15 protein-coding genes are annotated in these 15459 nt (G+C 67.2%); 14 read left to right on the forward strand and 1 reads right to left on the reverse strand.

Annotation, left to right across the window (positions count from 1 at the left end; translation table 11 throughout):
• Nucleotides 1-47 precede the first annotated feature (47 nt).
• A complete protein-coding gene (locus tag VFA08_03765; GenBank protein HYZ12706.1) occupies nt 48-1643 on the forward strand; it encodes an alpha-amylase family glycosyl hydrolase in 1596 nt (531 codons plus the stop codon).
• A 12-nt stretch (nt 1644-1655) separates the two neighbouring features.
• Here the strand turns inward: VFA08_03765 and VFA08_03770 are convergent, their stop codons facing one another.
• Nucleotides 1656-2324, reverse strand: a complete 669-nt coding sequence (locus VFA08_03770) for an HAD family hydrolase (GenBank protein HYZ12707.1) — start codon at nt 2322-2324, stop codon at nt 1656-1658.
• 54 nt (nt 2325-2378) lie between these two features.
• On the opposite strand from VFA08_03770, the gene VFA08_03775 reads away from it, so the two are divergent.
• From VFA08_03775 to prcA, 13 genes are all read left to right on the forward strand, one after another.
• Nucleotides 2379-2507, forward strand: a complete 129-nt coding sequence (locus VFA08_03775; protein ID HYZ12708.1) for a hypothetical protein — start codon at nt 2379-2381, stop codon at nt 2505-2507.
• A gap of 92 nt (nt 2508-2599) precedes the next feature.
• A complete protein-coding gene (locus VFA08_03780) occupies nt 2600-4276 on the forward strand; it encodes an amidohydrolase (protein ID HYZ12709.1) in 1677 nt (558 codons plus the stop codon).
• Between the two features lie 118 nt (nt 4277-4394).
• Nucleotides 4395-5546 (forward strand): glycine cleavage T C-terminal barrel domain-containing protein, encoded by a 1152-nt coding sequence (locus VFA08_03785; GenBank protein HYZ12710.1) that lies wholly within the window; start codon nt 4395-4397, stop codon nt 5544-5546.
• A gap of 105 nt (nt 5547-5651) precedes the next feature.
• Nucleotides 5652-6833: a glycine cleavage T C-terminal barrel domain-containing protein gene (locus tag VFA08_03790; GenBank protein HYZ12711.1), complete on the forward strand. Its 1182-nt coding sequence runs from the start codon at nt 5652-5654 to the stop codon at nt 6831-6833.
• 26 nt (nt 6834-6859) lie between these two features.
• Entirely contained in the window at nt 6860-7303 is a 444-nt protein-coding gene (locus VFA08_03795) for a methylenetetrahydrofolate reductase C-terminal domain-containing protein (GenBank protein HYZ12712.1), read from the forward strand.
• Nucleotides 7300-8253 (forward strand): methylenetetrahydrofolate reductase, encoded by a 954-nt coding sequence (locus tag VFA08_03800; GenBank protein ID HYZ12713.1) that lies wholly within the window; start codon nt 7300-7302, stop codon nt 8251-8253. Before VFA08_03795 ends, VFA08_03800 begins: the two co-directional genes overlap by 4 nt.
• A gap of 111 nt (nt 8254-8364) precedes the next feature.
• Nucleotides 8365-9450 carry a trypsin-like peptidase domain-containing protein gene (locus VFA08_03805; GenBank protein ID HYZ12714.1) on the forward strand — a complete coding sequence of 362 codons (1086 nt, stop codon included), beginning with the start codon at nt 8365-8367 and terminating at the stop codon, nt 9448-9450.
• Between the two features lie 35 nt (nt 9451-9485).
• Entirely contained in the window at nt 9486-10274 is a 789-nt protein-coding gene (locus tag VFA08_03810) for a tRNA (adenine-N1)-methyltransferase (GenBank protein HYZ12715.1), read from the forward strand.
• A 129-nt stretch (nt 10275-10403) separates the two neighbouring features.
• Nucleotides 10404-12155, forward strand: coding sequence for a proteasome ATPase (gene arc / locus VFA08_03815; GenBank protein HYZ12716.1), 1752 nt, complete (start codon nt 10404-10406; stop codon nt 12153-12155).
• A gap of 9 nt (nt 12156-12164) precedes the next feature.
• Nucleotides 12165-13649, forward strand: coding sequence for a depupylase/deamidase Dop (dop, locus tag VFA08_03820; protein ID HYZ12717.1), 1485 nt, complete (start codon nt 12165-12167; stop codon nt 13647-13649).
• A gap of 45 nt (nt 13650-13694) precedes the next feature.
• Nucleotides 13695-13898, forward strand: a complete 204-nt coding sequence (locus VFA08_03825; protein HYZ12718.1) for a ubiquitin-like protein Pup — start codon at nt 13695-13697, stop codon at nt 13896-13898.
• The gene (prcB, locus tag VFA08_03830) at nt 13895-14734 is read left to right on the forward strand and encodes a proteasome subunit beta (protein HYZ12719.1); all 840 of its coding nucleotides are present in this window, start codon (nt 13895-13897) and stop codon (nt 14732-14734) included. The genes VFA08_03825 and prcB overlap by 4 nt, the downstream gene beginning before the upstream one ends.
• A gap of 5 nt (nt 14735-14739) precedes the next feature.
• A complete protein-coding gene (prcA, locus tag VFA08_03835) occupies nt 14740-15420 on the forward strand; it encodes a proteasome subunit alpha (GenBank protein HYZ12720.1) in 681 nt (226 codons plus the stop codon).
• Nucleotides 15421-15459 lie beyond the last annotated feature (39 nt).

Genomic DNA, 15459 nt, shown 5'->3' on the forward strand with positions numbered 1-15459 from the left:
GCCGAGTGGCTAGAGTCCACCGGACTCGCGACGGAGGGGATTACGACGTGAGCGACCGGGACGGCTGGGTGCCTGAGAGTCCCACGTGGTGGCAGCGGGGCATCGTGTACCAGATCTATCCGCGCAGCTTCTCCGACTCGAACGGTGACGGCGTCGGCGATCTGGCCGGCATCGCCGAGCGGGCCGAGTACCTGCAGTGGCTCGGCGTCGATGCGGTGTGGCTCTCGCCGATCTACCCCTCGCCGGACGCGGACCTCGGCTACGACATCTCGAACTACGTCGACGTCCATCCCGCGTTCGGCACGCTCGACGACTTCGATCGGCTCGTCGCTGCGCTGCACAAACACGACGTTCGGCTCGTTCTGGATCTCGTCCCCAACCACACCTCCGACAAGCACCCGTGGTTCGTCGAGAGCCGCGATCCGAGCAGCCCCAGGCACGACTGGTACGTCTGGCGCGACGGACTGCCGGGCGGCGGCCCTCCGAACAACTGGGTCAGCTACTTCGGGAAGCCAGCGTGGGACTACCTCGAACCGCCGGGCCAGTGGTACCTGCACTCGTTCGATCCAGGGCAACCCGACCTGAACTGGAACAACCCCGAGGTGCCGGCGGCGATCCACGACGCCATGCGTTTCTGGCTCGACCGGGGCGTCGACGGGTTCCGCGTCGACGTGCTGTGGCTGCTCGGCAAGGACCCGGAGCTTCGGGACAACCCGCTCGACCCCGACTGGCACGACGGGTTACCGGCGCGGTTGCAGCTGGTGCGGCGGTACTCCGAGGACGGGCCCGATGCCCACGCGCGGGCTCGGTCGCTCCGATCGGTGGTGGATGAGTACCCGGAGCGCGTGATGATCGGCGAGGTCGTTCTCCCGCCCGAACGCGCCGTCACGTACCACGGCGAGAATCTCGACGAAGCGCACATCCCGCACAACTTCACGTTGACCGAGCTCCGCGAGTGGTCGGCGGACGAGGTGCGTTCGGCGGTCGATGCGTACGACGCGCTCGTGCCACCCGGCGCGTGGCCGAACTGGCTCCTCGGCGATCACGATTTCTCACGGATCGCGACGCGCGTCGGTCCGGACCTGTTGCGCGTGACGCACATGCTGCTGCTCACGCTGCGCGGAACGCCGACCTGGTACTACGGCGACGAGCTCGGCATGCGGAACGCGGTCGTTCCGGCCGGACATCCGCTCGCCGATCCGCAGGCGTTCGGCGCGCCAGGGCTCGACAGGCTCCCCGCGCGTTCGCCGATGCAGTGGTCGTCCGGCCCGAACGCAGGCTTCTCGATCGCCGAGCCGTGGGTACCGATCGCGTCGAACGATCCCGCCCTCACGGTGGAAGGGCAGCGGGACGATCCGGCGAGCACGCTGAGTCTGTTCCGTTCGCTCGTCCGGCTGCGTAGGGAAACGCCGGCGCTCGCCGTCGGTGCGTACCGCTCGCTGGAGGCGCCGACGGGGGTCTTCTCCTACGAACGAACGCACCACCACGGTACGGCCGTGCAGATCCACCTGAACTTCGGCGACGAACACCGCGAGATCGAACCGCCGGCGGGCGCCGAGGTCCTCCTCTCGACCATCCCGGGCGTCGGTGCGGTCGCGACGAGGCTCCGCCCCTACGAAGGTGTCATCGTGAGCGCGTCGTGAAGGGCATCGGGATCACCTGATGCCGACCTCGTCGAGGTGCGCCAGCAGATCGGCGGTGTCCTCGTACACGCGGTACGCGCCGGCGCGCTCGAGCTCCTCGCGCCCGTACCCGCCGGACAAGACCCCGACGCCCAGGGCGCGCGCACGCCGAGCGGCCAGGAGATCCCAGATACTGTCGCCCACCACGACGCAGTCCTCGACCGCGATGACGAGCTTCTCCGCCGCGGTGAGGAACAGATCGGGATCGGGCTTGGCCCTGGGGACGAGTTCGCGTGTGACAACCGGAACGTCGTCGGGGACGTTGAGGAGCTCGATCGCCGGGCCTGCCGATTCCCGGTAGCCGCTCGTCGCGATGGCCCAAGGGGTGCCGCCGTCCGTCAGTGCCCGAAGCAGCTCGAGCGCCCCCGGCAGCGGTCTGACCTGCGAGCCGCGGCGGGCGTAGGCCTCGGCGTGGAGCCGCCGGAGCAGGGCTGCGTCCTCGGCGGTCACCTCCCGACCGGTCTCGCGAAGGAGGGCGTTCGCGAACAATCCGCCTGACATGCCGACCTTTCGGTGGATCCGCCACACCGACAGCTCGATCCCGGCCGCCTCGAGCGCCTCGCGCCACGCGAGGACGTGTTGGTAGACGCTGTCCACGAGCGTTCCGTCCAGGTCGAACAGGAACGCCTGCTGCCGGTCCACGCCGCGCATCCTAAAGGTGGTTGGGCGCTCGGCCGACTGGGTATCGAGCACACGATGCAGCCGAACCAGTCACGTCGCCGCGACGACCCGATCGTTCGCGAAGCCATCGCGAGCGGCGTCCTGCTGCTGGCGACGGTCGGTCTGCTCGTGCTCGGCTTCATCGGTCAAGCCGCCCTGTTCTGATCGATTACCTCCGCGCGAATACCCACGCTCGGTGGCGCGCGAGGCACCGACGCTTCGCCGTATGCTCTCGCGCGTCTCGAGAGGGGAAACGCGTGACGGGTCGAGCGACGTTCGCGCTCGTCAACGGTGCGGTGCACACGGTCGATCCGAGGCGACCGCGCGCGCAGGCCGTCGCCGTGGCGGACGGGAAGATCGCCGCGATCGGCACCGACGACGACGTGCGCGAGGTCATCACGTCCGGTACCGAGGTCCTCGACCTGAAGGGCCGGACGGTGCTCCCCGGCTTTCAGGACGCGCACGTGCACCCCCCGAGCGGTGGTCTGGAGATGTTGCGCTGCAACCTGTCCGACGCGTACTCGATCCCGGAGTACGAGCGCATCATCGCCACGTACGCGGCCGAGCATCCCGAGGTCGAATGGATCCTCGGCGGCGGCTGGTCCATGGACGTGTTCCCGCGAGGTAACCCGCCGAAGGACGTCCTCGACCGACTGATTCCGGATCGGCCCGTGATGCTTCCGAGCCGCGACGGCCACAGCGTGTGGGTCAACTCCAGGACGCTGGAGATCGCCGGCATCACGAAGGACACGCCGGATCCGGTCGACGGCGTGATCGTCCGCGACGACGGCGGCGAGCCGTGGGGGACACTCCACGAGGGCGCCGTGTTCCTCGCGGAGAAGTTCGCGCCGGCGGAGACGACCGAGGACTGGATCGCCGGGCTCCGCGTCGCGCAAGGCTATCTCCACTCGCTCGGCATCACGGCGTGGCAGGACGCGATCGTCGGCGTCAACGAGGTGTACCGGACGTTGGACGCGTACCTCCGGTTCGCAGGAGCGGATGAGCTCACCGCAAGGGTGGTCGGTGCGCTGTGGTGGGACCGGTACCGAGGCGAGGAGCAGATCGACGAACTCCTCGAGGCGCGCGAACGCGGCCGCGAGGGCCGGTTCGCGGCGACGAGCGTGAAGATCATGCAGGACGGCGTGATCGAGAACTTCACCGCGGGGGTGCTCGAGCCGTACCTCGACGAGAGCGGGAAGCCGACCGACAACCGCGGGAAGTCGTTCGTCGAACCCGAAGCGTTGAAACGCTACGTGTCGCGGCTCGACGCCGAGGGGTTCCAGGTCCACTTCCACGCGATCGGGGAGCGCGCCGTTCGAGAGTCACTCGACGCGGTCGAGGCCGCTCGGAACGCGAACGGGATGAACGACCACCGCCACCACATCGCGCACATCCAGATCATCCACCCCGACGACATCCCGCGGTTCGCCCAGCTCGGCGTCGCCGCGAACATGCAGCCGCTGTGGGCGCAGAACGAACCGCAGATGCTCAACCTGACGATCCCGTTCCTCGGCGAGGTGCGCTCGAGCTGGCAATATCCGTTCGGCTCGCTGATCCGGTCCGGGGCGACGCTCGTCGCCGGGAGCGACTGGTCGGTCTCGAGCGCCAACCCGATCGAGGAGATCCACGTCGCGGTGAACAGGAAGGGTTTCGGCGGTCAGACATACGCCCCGGAAGGCGACTGGACGAGGGTGCCGTTCATCCCCGGCGAGGCGGTGGATCTCGAGACGGCCATCCGCGCGTTCACGTTGGGATCGGCGTTCGTGAACCATCTCGACGACGTCACCGGGTCGCTCGAGCCTGGCAAGTACGCGGACCTGATCGTGCTGGACCGCGACCTGTTCTCCATCCCCGCGGACGAGATCCACGCGGCGCGGGTGGTGCTGACGCTCGTCGAGGGCGAGCGCGTCTTCGCGTCACCCGACCTTTCCTGACCTGTGGTCAGCGTCGTCGTTGCGGCGCACGACGCCCCGCCGCCACGATGACCGCATCGCGCGACGTCGGCCGTCAACGGCTGCTCGCCGCCGGCCCGAACAGACGAGGAGGCCATCCATGCCGTTCGACATGAGCCAGGTTCAGCGCGGTGCCCGGAACCGGCGCACGCCGTACTACGAAGCGACGCAGCGGTACGAACCGATGGGATTCACCGTCTACAACCACATGTATTTCCCGATCCGGTTCGACACGTTCGAAGCCGAGTTCGACGCGTTGCTGAACGGCGTCACGTTGTGGGACGTGTCGGTCGAGCGGTGCCTGGAGATCTCCGGGCCCGACGGGTTCCGTTTCGCGCAGCTCCTTACCCCGCGCGATCTGTCGAAGTGCGCGGTCGGTCAGGCGAAGTACGTGTTGATCTGTGACGGCGACGGAGGCCTCGTCAACGATCCGGTCCTCACGCGCATGGACGAGAACACGTTCTGGTTCGCGCTGGCGTCGTCGGACGCGTTGTTGTTCGCGCGAGGCCTCAAGAACGCCTACCCGGATCTGAACGTGACGATCAAGGAGGCCGACGTCGCGCCGCTCCAGGTTCAGGGACCTCGGTCCAAGGATCTGATGGTCAAGCTCCTCGGCGAGGAGATCCTCGAGCTCAAGTACTACTGGTGGACCGAGGCCAAGATCGCCGGCGCGCCGGTCGTCATCACCCGAACGGGATGGACGTCCGAGGTGGGATACGAGGTCTATCTCACGGACACGACGCGCGGCACCGACGTGTACGAGGCGATCATGTCGGCAGGCGAGGAGTTCGACATCAAACCAACGGGTCCATCGGATATCCGGCGCATCGAGGGGGCCATCTTCAACTGGGGCGCCGACATGACGTACGAGAACAACCCGCTCGAGATGGGACTGGAGCGACTCGTCGCGTGGGATCTGCCCGACGACGCGAGCCTCTCGCTCCCAGCGCTGCGGCAGATCAGGGACCGAGGCGTCTCCCGCAGGATCAACGGCATCGAGATCGACGGCGACCCCTTCCCCGAGCTCAACAACGTCAAGTGGCCCGTCACCGACGGCGGTGAGCGCATCGGCAAGGTCACCTCGGCGATCTACTCGCCGCGGCTGGAGCGGAACATCGGGTTCGTGTGGCTGCCGGCGGACCGCTCCACGCTGGGGACGAGCGTCACGGTCGACACGGAGTGGGGTACCCGGGCGGCCACGGTCGTGGAGATGCCGTTCGTCGACCCGGACAAGCGCATCCCGGTCTCCTGAGCCGCGCCTTCCCTCGAGCCAGAACGCACGTTGCAGCCGAGCGGCCGTTTGAACGATGATTCAACCCGCCCGCCGCGAGGGCGGCGGCCGAGGAGCGCGACGGTGATGGCGAACGAACGCCCAGAGATGCTCGAGCAGAGCGCGACGATCTACTTCGGGCCGTGGTACAGACGCTCGCCGTACTTCGAGGCGACCCGCCGGGCCGGGTGCACCGCATACGACGTGTACAACCACATGCTGCTGCCGGCGTACTTCGACGACCCAGTCACCGAGTACTGGGCCCTCCTCAACGACGTCACGGTATGGGACGTCGCCGTGGAACGCACCGTGGAGATCTCCGGCAAGGACGCCGACCGATTCGTCGACATGCTCACGTGCCGCGACCTGACGAAGTGCGCGGTGAAGCAGGGCAAGTACATGATCGTCACGGCGCCGGACGGCGGCATCGTGAACGATCCCGTGCTGCTCCACGTCGGCGACAACCGCTGGTGGATGCAGCTCGCCGACTCGGACGCCGGTCTGTACGCGCTCGGCGTGGCCACGCAGGCGAACGTGGACGTGGACGTCTCGTACCCGCACGCGTACCCGATGCAGGTGCAGGGCGCCAAGGCGGCGAAGGTACTCGAGAAGCTCGTGGGCGCGGCGATCTACGACCTGAAGTACTACTGGTGCGACTGGTTCGACATCAAGGACATCCCCGTTCTGATCAGCCGAACGGGATGGACGGCGGTGCGGGGGTTCGAGATCAACCTGCTCGACCCCGACCGCGGCGACGACCTGTGGAACGCGGTCTTCGAGGCGGGCGACGAGCTCGGCATCCGGGCGGTTGCACCGGTCGAGGCTCGTCGCATCGAGGCCGGGATCATGAACTACAACTCCGACATGACGCACGAGGACACGCCTCTGCACATCATGGGACTCGAGCACCTCGTCGAGGACCAGCCGCAGGACTACATCGGCAAACGAGCGCTCGAGGACCTCAAGGCCCGCGGCGTCGACCGCAAGCTCGTGGGGATCGAATGGGAAGGCAACGAGCTGCCCGCCGAGCTGTCGTGGTTCTGGCCCGTCGTTCGAAACGGCGAGCGGGTGGGGAGGGTCACCGACGCGATCTGGTCTCCACGGCTCGAGAGGAACATCGGATACGCCTGGGTCCCGATCGATCTGGCCGGACCGGGGAACGCCCTCCAGGTGGAGTCGGAGCACGGACCCCTCACCGTCATGACGACGGCGATCCCCTTCGTCGACGCGCGGAAGGAGGTGCCGGCGAGCGACCTGCGGGCCAGCTGAACGTCCCGCGTCGCGCCCCGGCCCGTATGGCTCGCACGCTCGACCGAAGGCCCCCGCCCACCGTTCCGCCGCCGCGCGGGTTCCGCAGGGCGATCGTCCTTGTCGAACGCGCCATCAAGGAGGCCGTGTGGGACTGCCGGATGTGTGGGCAGTGCATCCTTCACTCCACCGGCCTCGTCTGCCCGATGCGGTGTCCGAAGAACCTGCGGAACGGCCCGTGCGGCGGCACCCTCCAGGACGGTCACTGCGAGGTCGTTCCCGACATGAAGTGCGTGTGGGTGTCCGCGTGGGAGGGCTCGCGGACGCTGCCGCTGTGGCGCGACCATATCGAGCGCGTTGAGCCACCGGTCGACTGGCGACTGCAGGAGACGTCGTCGTGGGAGAACCTGCTGACGCGGCGTGACCAGCACGTGCCGGCGGCGTGGGACCCGGCGAGACGACAGCCGGCGAGCACGAAGCGCGAGCGATGAGCGCCGCTCCGTCGGCGCGGAGCGACCTCCACCGCTTGCTCCTTAGCCGCGAGTTCGTGGTGACGGCGGAGCTCCAGGCCACTGACTCGGCCGACCCCCGATCGGTCGCGGAGCTCGCCGATGTCTTTCGGGGGAAGGTGGACGCCGTCAACGCCACCGACAACAGCTCGGCGCACCCGCATCTCTCGCCGATGGCGGCCGCGCACCTGCTCTCCGACGCCGGGATCGAACCGATCATGCAGTTCGTATGCCGAGACCGGAACCGGCTTGCGCTGCAGGCCGACATGCTCGGCGCAGCTACGCTCGGCGTTCGGAACGTCTTGTGCATGACCGGCGATGACGTGAGCGTCGGAGATCATCCCGAGGCGAAGCCGATCTACGACATCGACTCGATCCACCTGCTCCGGATCGCCCGTGTGCTGCGCGACGAGGGCAGGTACGTGTCGGGACGGCAGCTGACGCAGCCGCCGGAGTTCCTCATCGGAGCCGTCGAGAACCCGTTCGCACCCCCGCTGGACTTCCGGCCGATGCGCCTGGGGAAGAAGATCCAAGCCGGCGCCGAGTTCGTCCAGACTCAGATCTGCTTCAACCTGTCGAAGATGCGTTTGTTCATGGCTCGATGTGCGGATCTCGGCCTGCTGGAGCACGCCTGGGTGCTCGCCGGAGTGTTCGTGCCGCGGTCGGCCAAGGCCGTCCGGTACCTGCGCGACCAGGTCCCGGGGATCGACGTTCCCGATGAGGTCGTCGACCGTCTCGACTCGGTCCCGCCGGATCGGCAACGGGACGAAGGCATCGGACTCGCGCTCGACATCGTCGAGCAGGTTCGCGCGATCCCCGGCGTAAGCGGCCTGCACCTGATGACGATCCGGAACGAGGAGGCGATCGTCGAGGTCATCGAGCGCGCCGGGCTGCTTCCCCGGCCGAGCTCCGTTCCGCAGGCCGTCGGCTGAGCGCCCGCGCTCGATGCCTTGTGGATCTCGGACACTCTTCCGTGTGTTCGCGAACGTTCCCGGAGGGCGTGTCGAACGCCCTGTGAACCGAAGAAACTGGAGAACAAGCCCATGACCAAGCCAATGAACAGGTTCCTCGTCTCGTCAATCGCGTCGGTCGCGCTGCTCCTCGCGGCGTGCACGTCGAGCACCACGGATGCGGACAACGCCCAGGCCCGAGAACTGCCCACGAGTGCACCCATCCCCACGAGCCGCGGCACGGTGGCCGACGTCGTCGACCAGGTCCTCCCGTCGGTCGTGAACGTCAAGAGAGACGGCGGACAGGGGACGGGGTTCGTCGTGCGCGAGGACGGCGTGATCGTGACGAACTTCCATGTCGTCGAGGGTGCGTCCCGGCTCAGAGTCTTCACCTCGGACGAGCAGCCCCAAGAGTTCGACGCGAGGGTGATCGGCGGCGACATACAAGCAGACCTGGCCGTGCTCGACGTCGACGCCAAGGGGCTGCCGGCGGTTCCGCTCGGTGACTCGGGCGAGCTGCGGCTCGGTCAGCAGGTCGTGGCACTCGGGTATGCGCTGGGACTAGAGGGAGGGCCGTCGGTGACGTCCGGCATCGTGTCGTCACTCACCCGGAGGATCAGCGTTCGCGATCCCGGTTGCCCGCTCGAGGAGTGCGGCTCGGATCAGGAGCGCGTGTACACGGACGTGATCCAGACCGACGCCGCCATCAATCCGGGCAACTCGGGCGGTCCGCTGGTCGACATGGCGGGCAACGTCGTCGGCATCAACACTGCCGGCACGAGCGCCGCCGAGAACATCGGGTTCGCCATCCAGATCAGCTCCGTCACGCCGACGATCACGCAGGCCGCCGAGGAGCCCGGTGCGCCCGTCGCGTTCATGGGGATCGGTTCCATCGACGCGTCCGATCCGGAATTTCAGTTCACAACCGGAACCTCTGTCGAGGAGGGCGCTGGCATCGTCAATGTCGTCCCGGGCGGCCCGGCGGAGGACGCCGGCGTCGAAGAAGGAGACGTCGTCGTCACATTCGATGGCGAGGCGATCCCGGACTCCGCGGCGCTCGGCGAAGCGATCCGGTCGCACGAACCGGGAGACACTGTTGAATTCGAGGTGGTTCGTCCCACCGGTGAGCGGGTGACGCTCTCCGTCGAGCTCGGCGTGAATCCCGCTGCCATCGCTTGAGCGGTTGCGTCTTCGGCGTGCGCTAGCCTGATTTCGTGAGCACGCCGTTCGAACCGGGCGAACGCATCCTGCTCGTTGACCAGCGCGGGCGGCGGTACCTCGTGCGCCTCCGCGGCGGAGAGACGTGGCACTCCCACGGCGGTGGCGTGCCGCACGATCTGCTCATCGGGGCCGATGAGGGAACCGTCGTCCGCTCGGCGACCGGCATGTCGTTCCACGCGTTCCGCCCACGGATGGCCGACTTCGTTCTGAAGATGCCGCGCGGGGCGCAGGTCGTGTATCCGAAGGACGTCGGCGCGATCCTCGTTGAGGCCGACATCGTCCCGGGTGCCGAAGTGCTCGAGGCCGGGACGGGATCGGGGGCGCTCACGATGGCGCTGTGCAGGGCCGCCGGTCCCGAGGGGCGCGTCGTCTCCTACGAGCTTCGTCCGGAGTTCCAAGCGAAGGCGTCCGAGAACATCGAGGCCTACCTGGGCAAGCTGCCGGCGTGGCTCGAGCTTCGCGCTGGAGACGTCCGCGACGTCGCTACGACCGGCGAGCGATTCGACCGGGTGATCCTCGATCTCCCCGAGCCGTGGGGAGTCCTGGAGGCGCTGGTAACGGCCCTTCCGTCCGGCGGCATCATCTGCGCGTATGTCCCGACCACCGGACAGGTCCAGGAGTTCGTCATGGCTCTCGACGAACGGGGATATGAGCACCTCGAGACGTTCGAGGTGCTGCTTCGCTCTTGGCACGTCACCGAACGAAGCGTCCGGCCGGAACAGCGGATGATCGGACACACCGGCTTCATCACCGTCGCTCGGCGGGGAATCGATGCCGGATGAGCCGAGTCTCATCTCAGGTCAACCCGGAAACGTGCCGAAGACCGTATCGATCGGTCGGAAGACCTCCGGCACGCTCATCGGCCGACGAGGGGACCGCGGGTATGCTCGGGAAACGCGGGAGGTGACGTGATGCGCGAGCCCGATCCACGCGAAGAGCAGGAACGGGCGGAGAAGCAGATCCACGAGTTGCAGACGCAGGTCCGCTTCCTCGAGGACGAGATCGCGCTCCTTCGCCGCCGCCTCACGAACGCTCCTCGTCAGGTCAAGATCCTGGAGGAGAAGCTCCTCGAGGCCAAATCCGATCTCTCTCGCGCGCTCGTGCAGAACGAGAAGCTCACGTCGACGCTCACCTCGGAGAAGGAACGCATCGAGGGCCTCCGTGAGGAGGTCGAGAAGCTCAGCCGACCGCCCGCCTCGTTCGGCGTGTTCCTGGTCGCCAACGACGACGACTCGGTGGACGTGTTCACCGCGGGTCGCAAGATGCGGGTGAACGTTTCGCCCGAGGTCGACCGGGCCGCGCTGCACAAGGGCGCAGAGGTGATCCTCAACGAGGCACTGAACGTCGTCGAGGTGCTCGAACCGGACCGTGCCGGCGAGGTCGTGAAGGTGAAGGACCGCCTGGGCGACGACCGCGTGGTGGTGATCGGCCGCGGCGACGAGGAGCTCGTGGCGACACTCTCGGCCGGCCTGCTGAGAGAACCGATCCGCGCTGGCGATCCGCTTTTGATCGACCCGCGATCCAACGTCGCGCTGGAGAAGCTCCCCAAGGAAGAGGTCGAGGAGCTGGTCCTTGAGGAGGTGCCGGACGTCTCCTACGACGACATCGGCGGCCTGGAGGGACAGATCGAGGCGATCCGCGACGCGGTCGAGCTCCCGTTCCTGTACGCGGAGCTGTTCGCAGAGCACGAGCTCGAGCCGCCGAAGGGCGTCCTGCTGTACGGCCCCCCTGGTTGCGGGAAGACGCTGATCGCCAAGGCCGTCGCCAAGTCGCTCGCCGACAAGGTTCGCGAGCGCACCGGACGTCAGGACGCACACTCGTACTTCCTGAACATCAAGGGGCCCGAGCTGTTGAACAAGTACGTCGGGGAGACCGAGCGACAGATCCGGCAGATCTTCCAGCGCGCGAAGGAGCGGAGCGAGGAAGGGCTACCGGTCATCGTCTTCTTCGACGAGATGGACTCCATCTTCCGGACGCGCGGTTCGGGCATCTCGAGCGACGTCGAGTCGACGATCGTGCCGCAGCTGCTCTCGGAGCTCGACGGCGTCGAAACGCTGAAGAACGTCATCGTGATCGGGGCCTCGAACCGCGAGGACCTCATCGACCCGGCGATCCTCCGGCCCGGTCGCCTGGACGTGAAGATCAAGATCGAGCGCCCCGACGTGAACCAGGCGCACGACATCATGCGCAAGTACCTGAACCCGAAGGTTCCGATCCATCCCGACGAGATCGACAAGTCCGGTCGCGACGTCTCCGCGGCGACGAGCAAGATGATCCAGCAGACCGTCGATCGGATGTACTCCGAGAACCAGGAGAACCGCTTCCTCGAGGTGACGTACGCGAGCGGCGACAAGGAGATCCTGTATTTCAAGGACTTCAACTCCGGCGCGATGATCGAGAACATCGTGCGTCGCGCGAAGAAGGAGGCGATCAAGCGCTTCCTGTCGACGGGGGAGAAGGGCATCAAGAGCGAGGACCTCGCGCACGCCATCCGAGACGAGTTCAAGGAGAACGAGGACCTGCCGAACACGACCAACCCGGACGACTGGGCCCGGATCTCGGGCAAGAAGGGCGAGCGCATCGTGTACGTGCGCACGCTGCTCGGCGACGGGGCGGGTGAGGGACGGCAGGTCGAACGCGTCAGCGCCGGTCAGTACCTGTAGGCTTCGCCGGTGGCCATCCCCAAGGTCGTTGGTACCGAGACCGAGTACGGCATCTCGGCGATCGGCGCACCTGAGTTCAATCCCGTCATCTCGAGCTCGCTGCTGATCAGCACGTACGCCGGAGCGTTGCGACGCATCCGCTGGGACTACGAGCAGGAGTCACCGCTCAGAGACGCGCGCGGGTTCGAGCCCGTTCAGGTACGTGAGCCGTCGGAGGAGGATCTCGGGCTCGCAAACGTGATCCTTCCCAACGGCGCGCGCTACTACGTGGACCACGCGCACCCGGAGTACTCGACGCCCGAGTGTGCCACGCCGCGTGAACTGGTGATCCACGACAAGGCCGGCGAGCGCGTGCTTGAGCGCTCGATGCTCGAGCTGGAGCGTGCCGTGCCGACGGGCCAGCGCATCGCCGTCTACAAGAACAACAGCGACGGCAAGGGAAACTCATACGGCACGCATGAGAACTACCTGGTGGACAGGGCGGTGCCGTTCGGGAACATCGTGCGGGACCTGACACCGTTCTTCGTGTCCCGGCAGATCTTCTGCGGCGCCGGCAAGCTCGGCGCCGAGGCGCCGTGGGACGACCGGAACCGACACCGGTACCAGATCAGCCAGCGCGCGGACTTCTTCGAGGCGGAGGTTGGTCTGGAGACGACGCTCAAGCGTCCGATCATCAACACCCGCGACGAACCGCATGCCGACCCGGACAAGTATAGGAGGCTCCACGTCATCGTCGGCGACGCGAACCTGTGTGAAGTGGCGATCCTGCTCAAGGTGGGGACCACATCGCTCGTGCTGAAGATGATCGAGGACGAGTACCTGCCGGATCTCACCGTGGCGAACGCGGTGGCGTCGCTGCACGAGGTCTCGCGGGATCTCGCCGGCCGGGGAATGGTCCGGCTCGCGGACGGGCGGAGGCTCACGGCGGTCCAACTGCAGTGGGAGTTCCTGGAGCGGGCCAAGAAGTACGTGGAGCAGGAGGACCCGACCTCCGACAACCAGGAGGTCGTGGAGCGGTGGGAGTCGGTGCTCACGGCGCTCGAGGACGACCCGATGCAGTTACACCGGGAGCTCGACTGGGTGGCCAAGTACAGGCTGCTCGAGGGATACCGCGAGCGCGACGGGCTCGACTGGAGCGACCACAAGCTCAGGCTCATCGACCTGCAGTACCACGACGTCCGACGGGAACGCGGCTTGTACCACCGGCTGGTGGCGACCGGAAAGGTCGAGCGCATCGTCAGCGACCACGAGATCGAGCGCGCGGTCATGGAGCCGCCTGAGGACACGCGAGCGTACTTCCGAGGGAGATGCATCTCGCGGTACCCGGACGCGATCGCCGCCGCGAGCTGGGACTCGGTGATCTTCGACACCGGGCGGGAAGCGTTGCAGCGCGTTCCAATGCGCGAGCCCCTCAGGGGAACGAGGGCACACGTCGAGGAGCTGCTCGAGCAGTCGCCCGACCCGGCGACGCTCGTCGACCTTCTCAAGTCGTAGCGTCGCCCACGGGTAGAATCGCTGCCTCGACAGGAGGATTGAAGCGTGCCGCAAGAGCAGGAGCAGAAGAGGACGCAACGTCGCGACGGTGGCGGCGAGGGCGACGAGGCCGCGGGCCAGGTCGAGCAGGCCTCCAGGACCGAGAAGCTGAAAGAGGAGATGGACGAGATCCTCGACGAGATCGACTCGGTCCTCGAGGAGAATGCCGAGGAGTTCGTGAAGTCCTACGTCCAGAAGGGCGGGGAGTGACGGACGCTCCCGGCGTGTCGCCCCTCTCCACGGGCGGCATCATCGGGGCGAATCCCAGCTTCTTCGACCTTCTCGCCCGCAATCGTCCAGAAGCCATCCCACAGGGGGGAGTCTCAGGGCCGCCCGATGACGTCCGCGGCGCGCACGGGACCACCGTCGTCGGGCTGAAGTTCGGCGTCGGCGTCGCGTTCGCCGGCGACCGTCGCGCAACGGAAGGCTTCGCGATCGCCGACGACCGGATGGAGAAGGTCTTCGCCGCCGATCACTACTCCGTCATCGCCATCGCCGGCGCCGCGGGTCAGGCCATCGAGATCGTGCGCCTGTTCCAGCTGGAGCTCGAGCACTACGAGAAGATCACCGGCGACCGGCTCTCGCTCGAGGGAAAGGCCAACCGGCTGGGGCAGATGATTCGAGCGAACTTCCCCCTCGCCATCCAGGGCCTCGTGGTCGTGCCGTTGTTCGGCGGTTTCGACGAACGGCGCGGTGCCGGACGGATCTTCTACTACGACGCGACGGGAGGCAGGTGGGAGGAACAGGACTTCCACGCGACCGGCTCGGGTGGTCGCGCCGCGAAGAGCACACTCAAGAAGCGGTGGCGTCCGGATCTCGATCGCGACGAGGCGGTTCGCGTCGCCGTCGAGGCCCTCGTCGACGCCTCGCAAGAAGATGTTGCGACCGGCGGACCCGACCCGGCGCGGGGGATCTTTCCCACGCTCGTCGTTGCCACGTCGGAGGGAACCGCGGTCGTCACCGACGACGAGATCCGCGCGGCATACGAGCGGATCGTAGCGGAGCAGGCGACCCGGTCCGGGTCGGGGAACGGTGGTGCTCCGTGAGCTTCATGCCGTACGTCCCGCCCGAGCAGCTGATGAAGGACCGCTCCGAGTTCGCGCACAAAGGCATCGCGCGCGGCAAGTCCGTCGTCGGGGTCGAGTACGCGGACGGATTGCTCTTCGTCGCGGAGAACCCCAGCGCCACCCTTCACAAGATCAGCGAGATCTACGACAGGATCGCCTTCGCCGGCGTCGGCAAGTACAGCGAGTTCGAGGACCTTCGTATCAGCGGTGTCCGGCTCGCCGATCTGCGTGGCTACTCGTACGGGCGCGAGGACGTTCGCGCGCGCGATCTCGCGAATGCATATTCCCAGGCGCTATCGACGATCTTCACCACGCAGATGAAGCCATACGAGGTGGAGATCGTGGTCGGCGAGGTCGCCGATGATGCCGGGCGGAACGAGATCTACCACATCCTGTTCGACGGAACCGTCACCGACGAACAGGGATTCGTGGCAATCGGCGGCCATGCCGACGAGCTCACGACCGCGGTGAGCAACGCGTACCAGCAGGGGTGGGACCTCGCGACCGGCGTGCGCGAGGCCGTGAGCGCGTTGCGATCGGCAGAGAACCGGCAGATCGAGGCCGAGTCGATCGAGGCGGGCGTGCTCGATAGAACGAGCCGTCCGCGGCGGAAGTTCCGGCGGCTCGAAGAGGAGGAGATCGCCGGCATCCTGTCGGCTGCCTGAGCCTCGTCGGGCCGGTCCTTCGAAGCATCCCGGTCATTC

This window comes from Actinomycetota bacterium (genome assembly GCA_035640355.1).
Taxonomy (GTDB): domain Bacteria; phylum Actinomycetota; class UBA4738; order UBA4738; family HRBIN12; genus CALGFI01.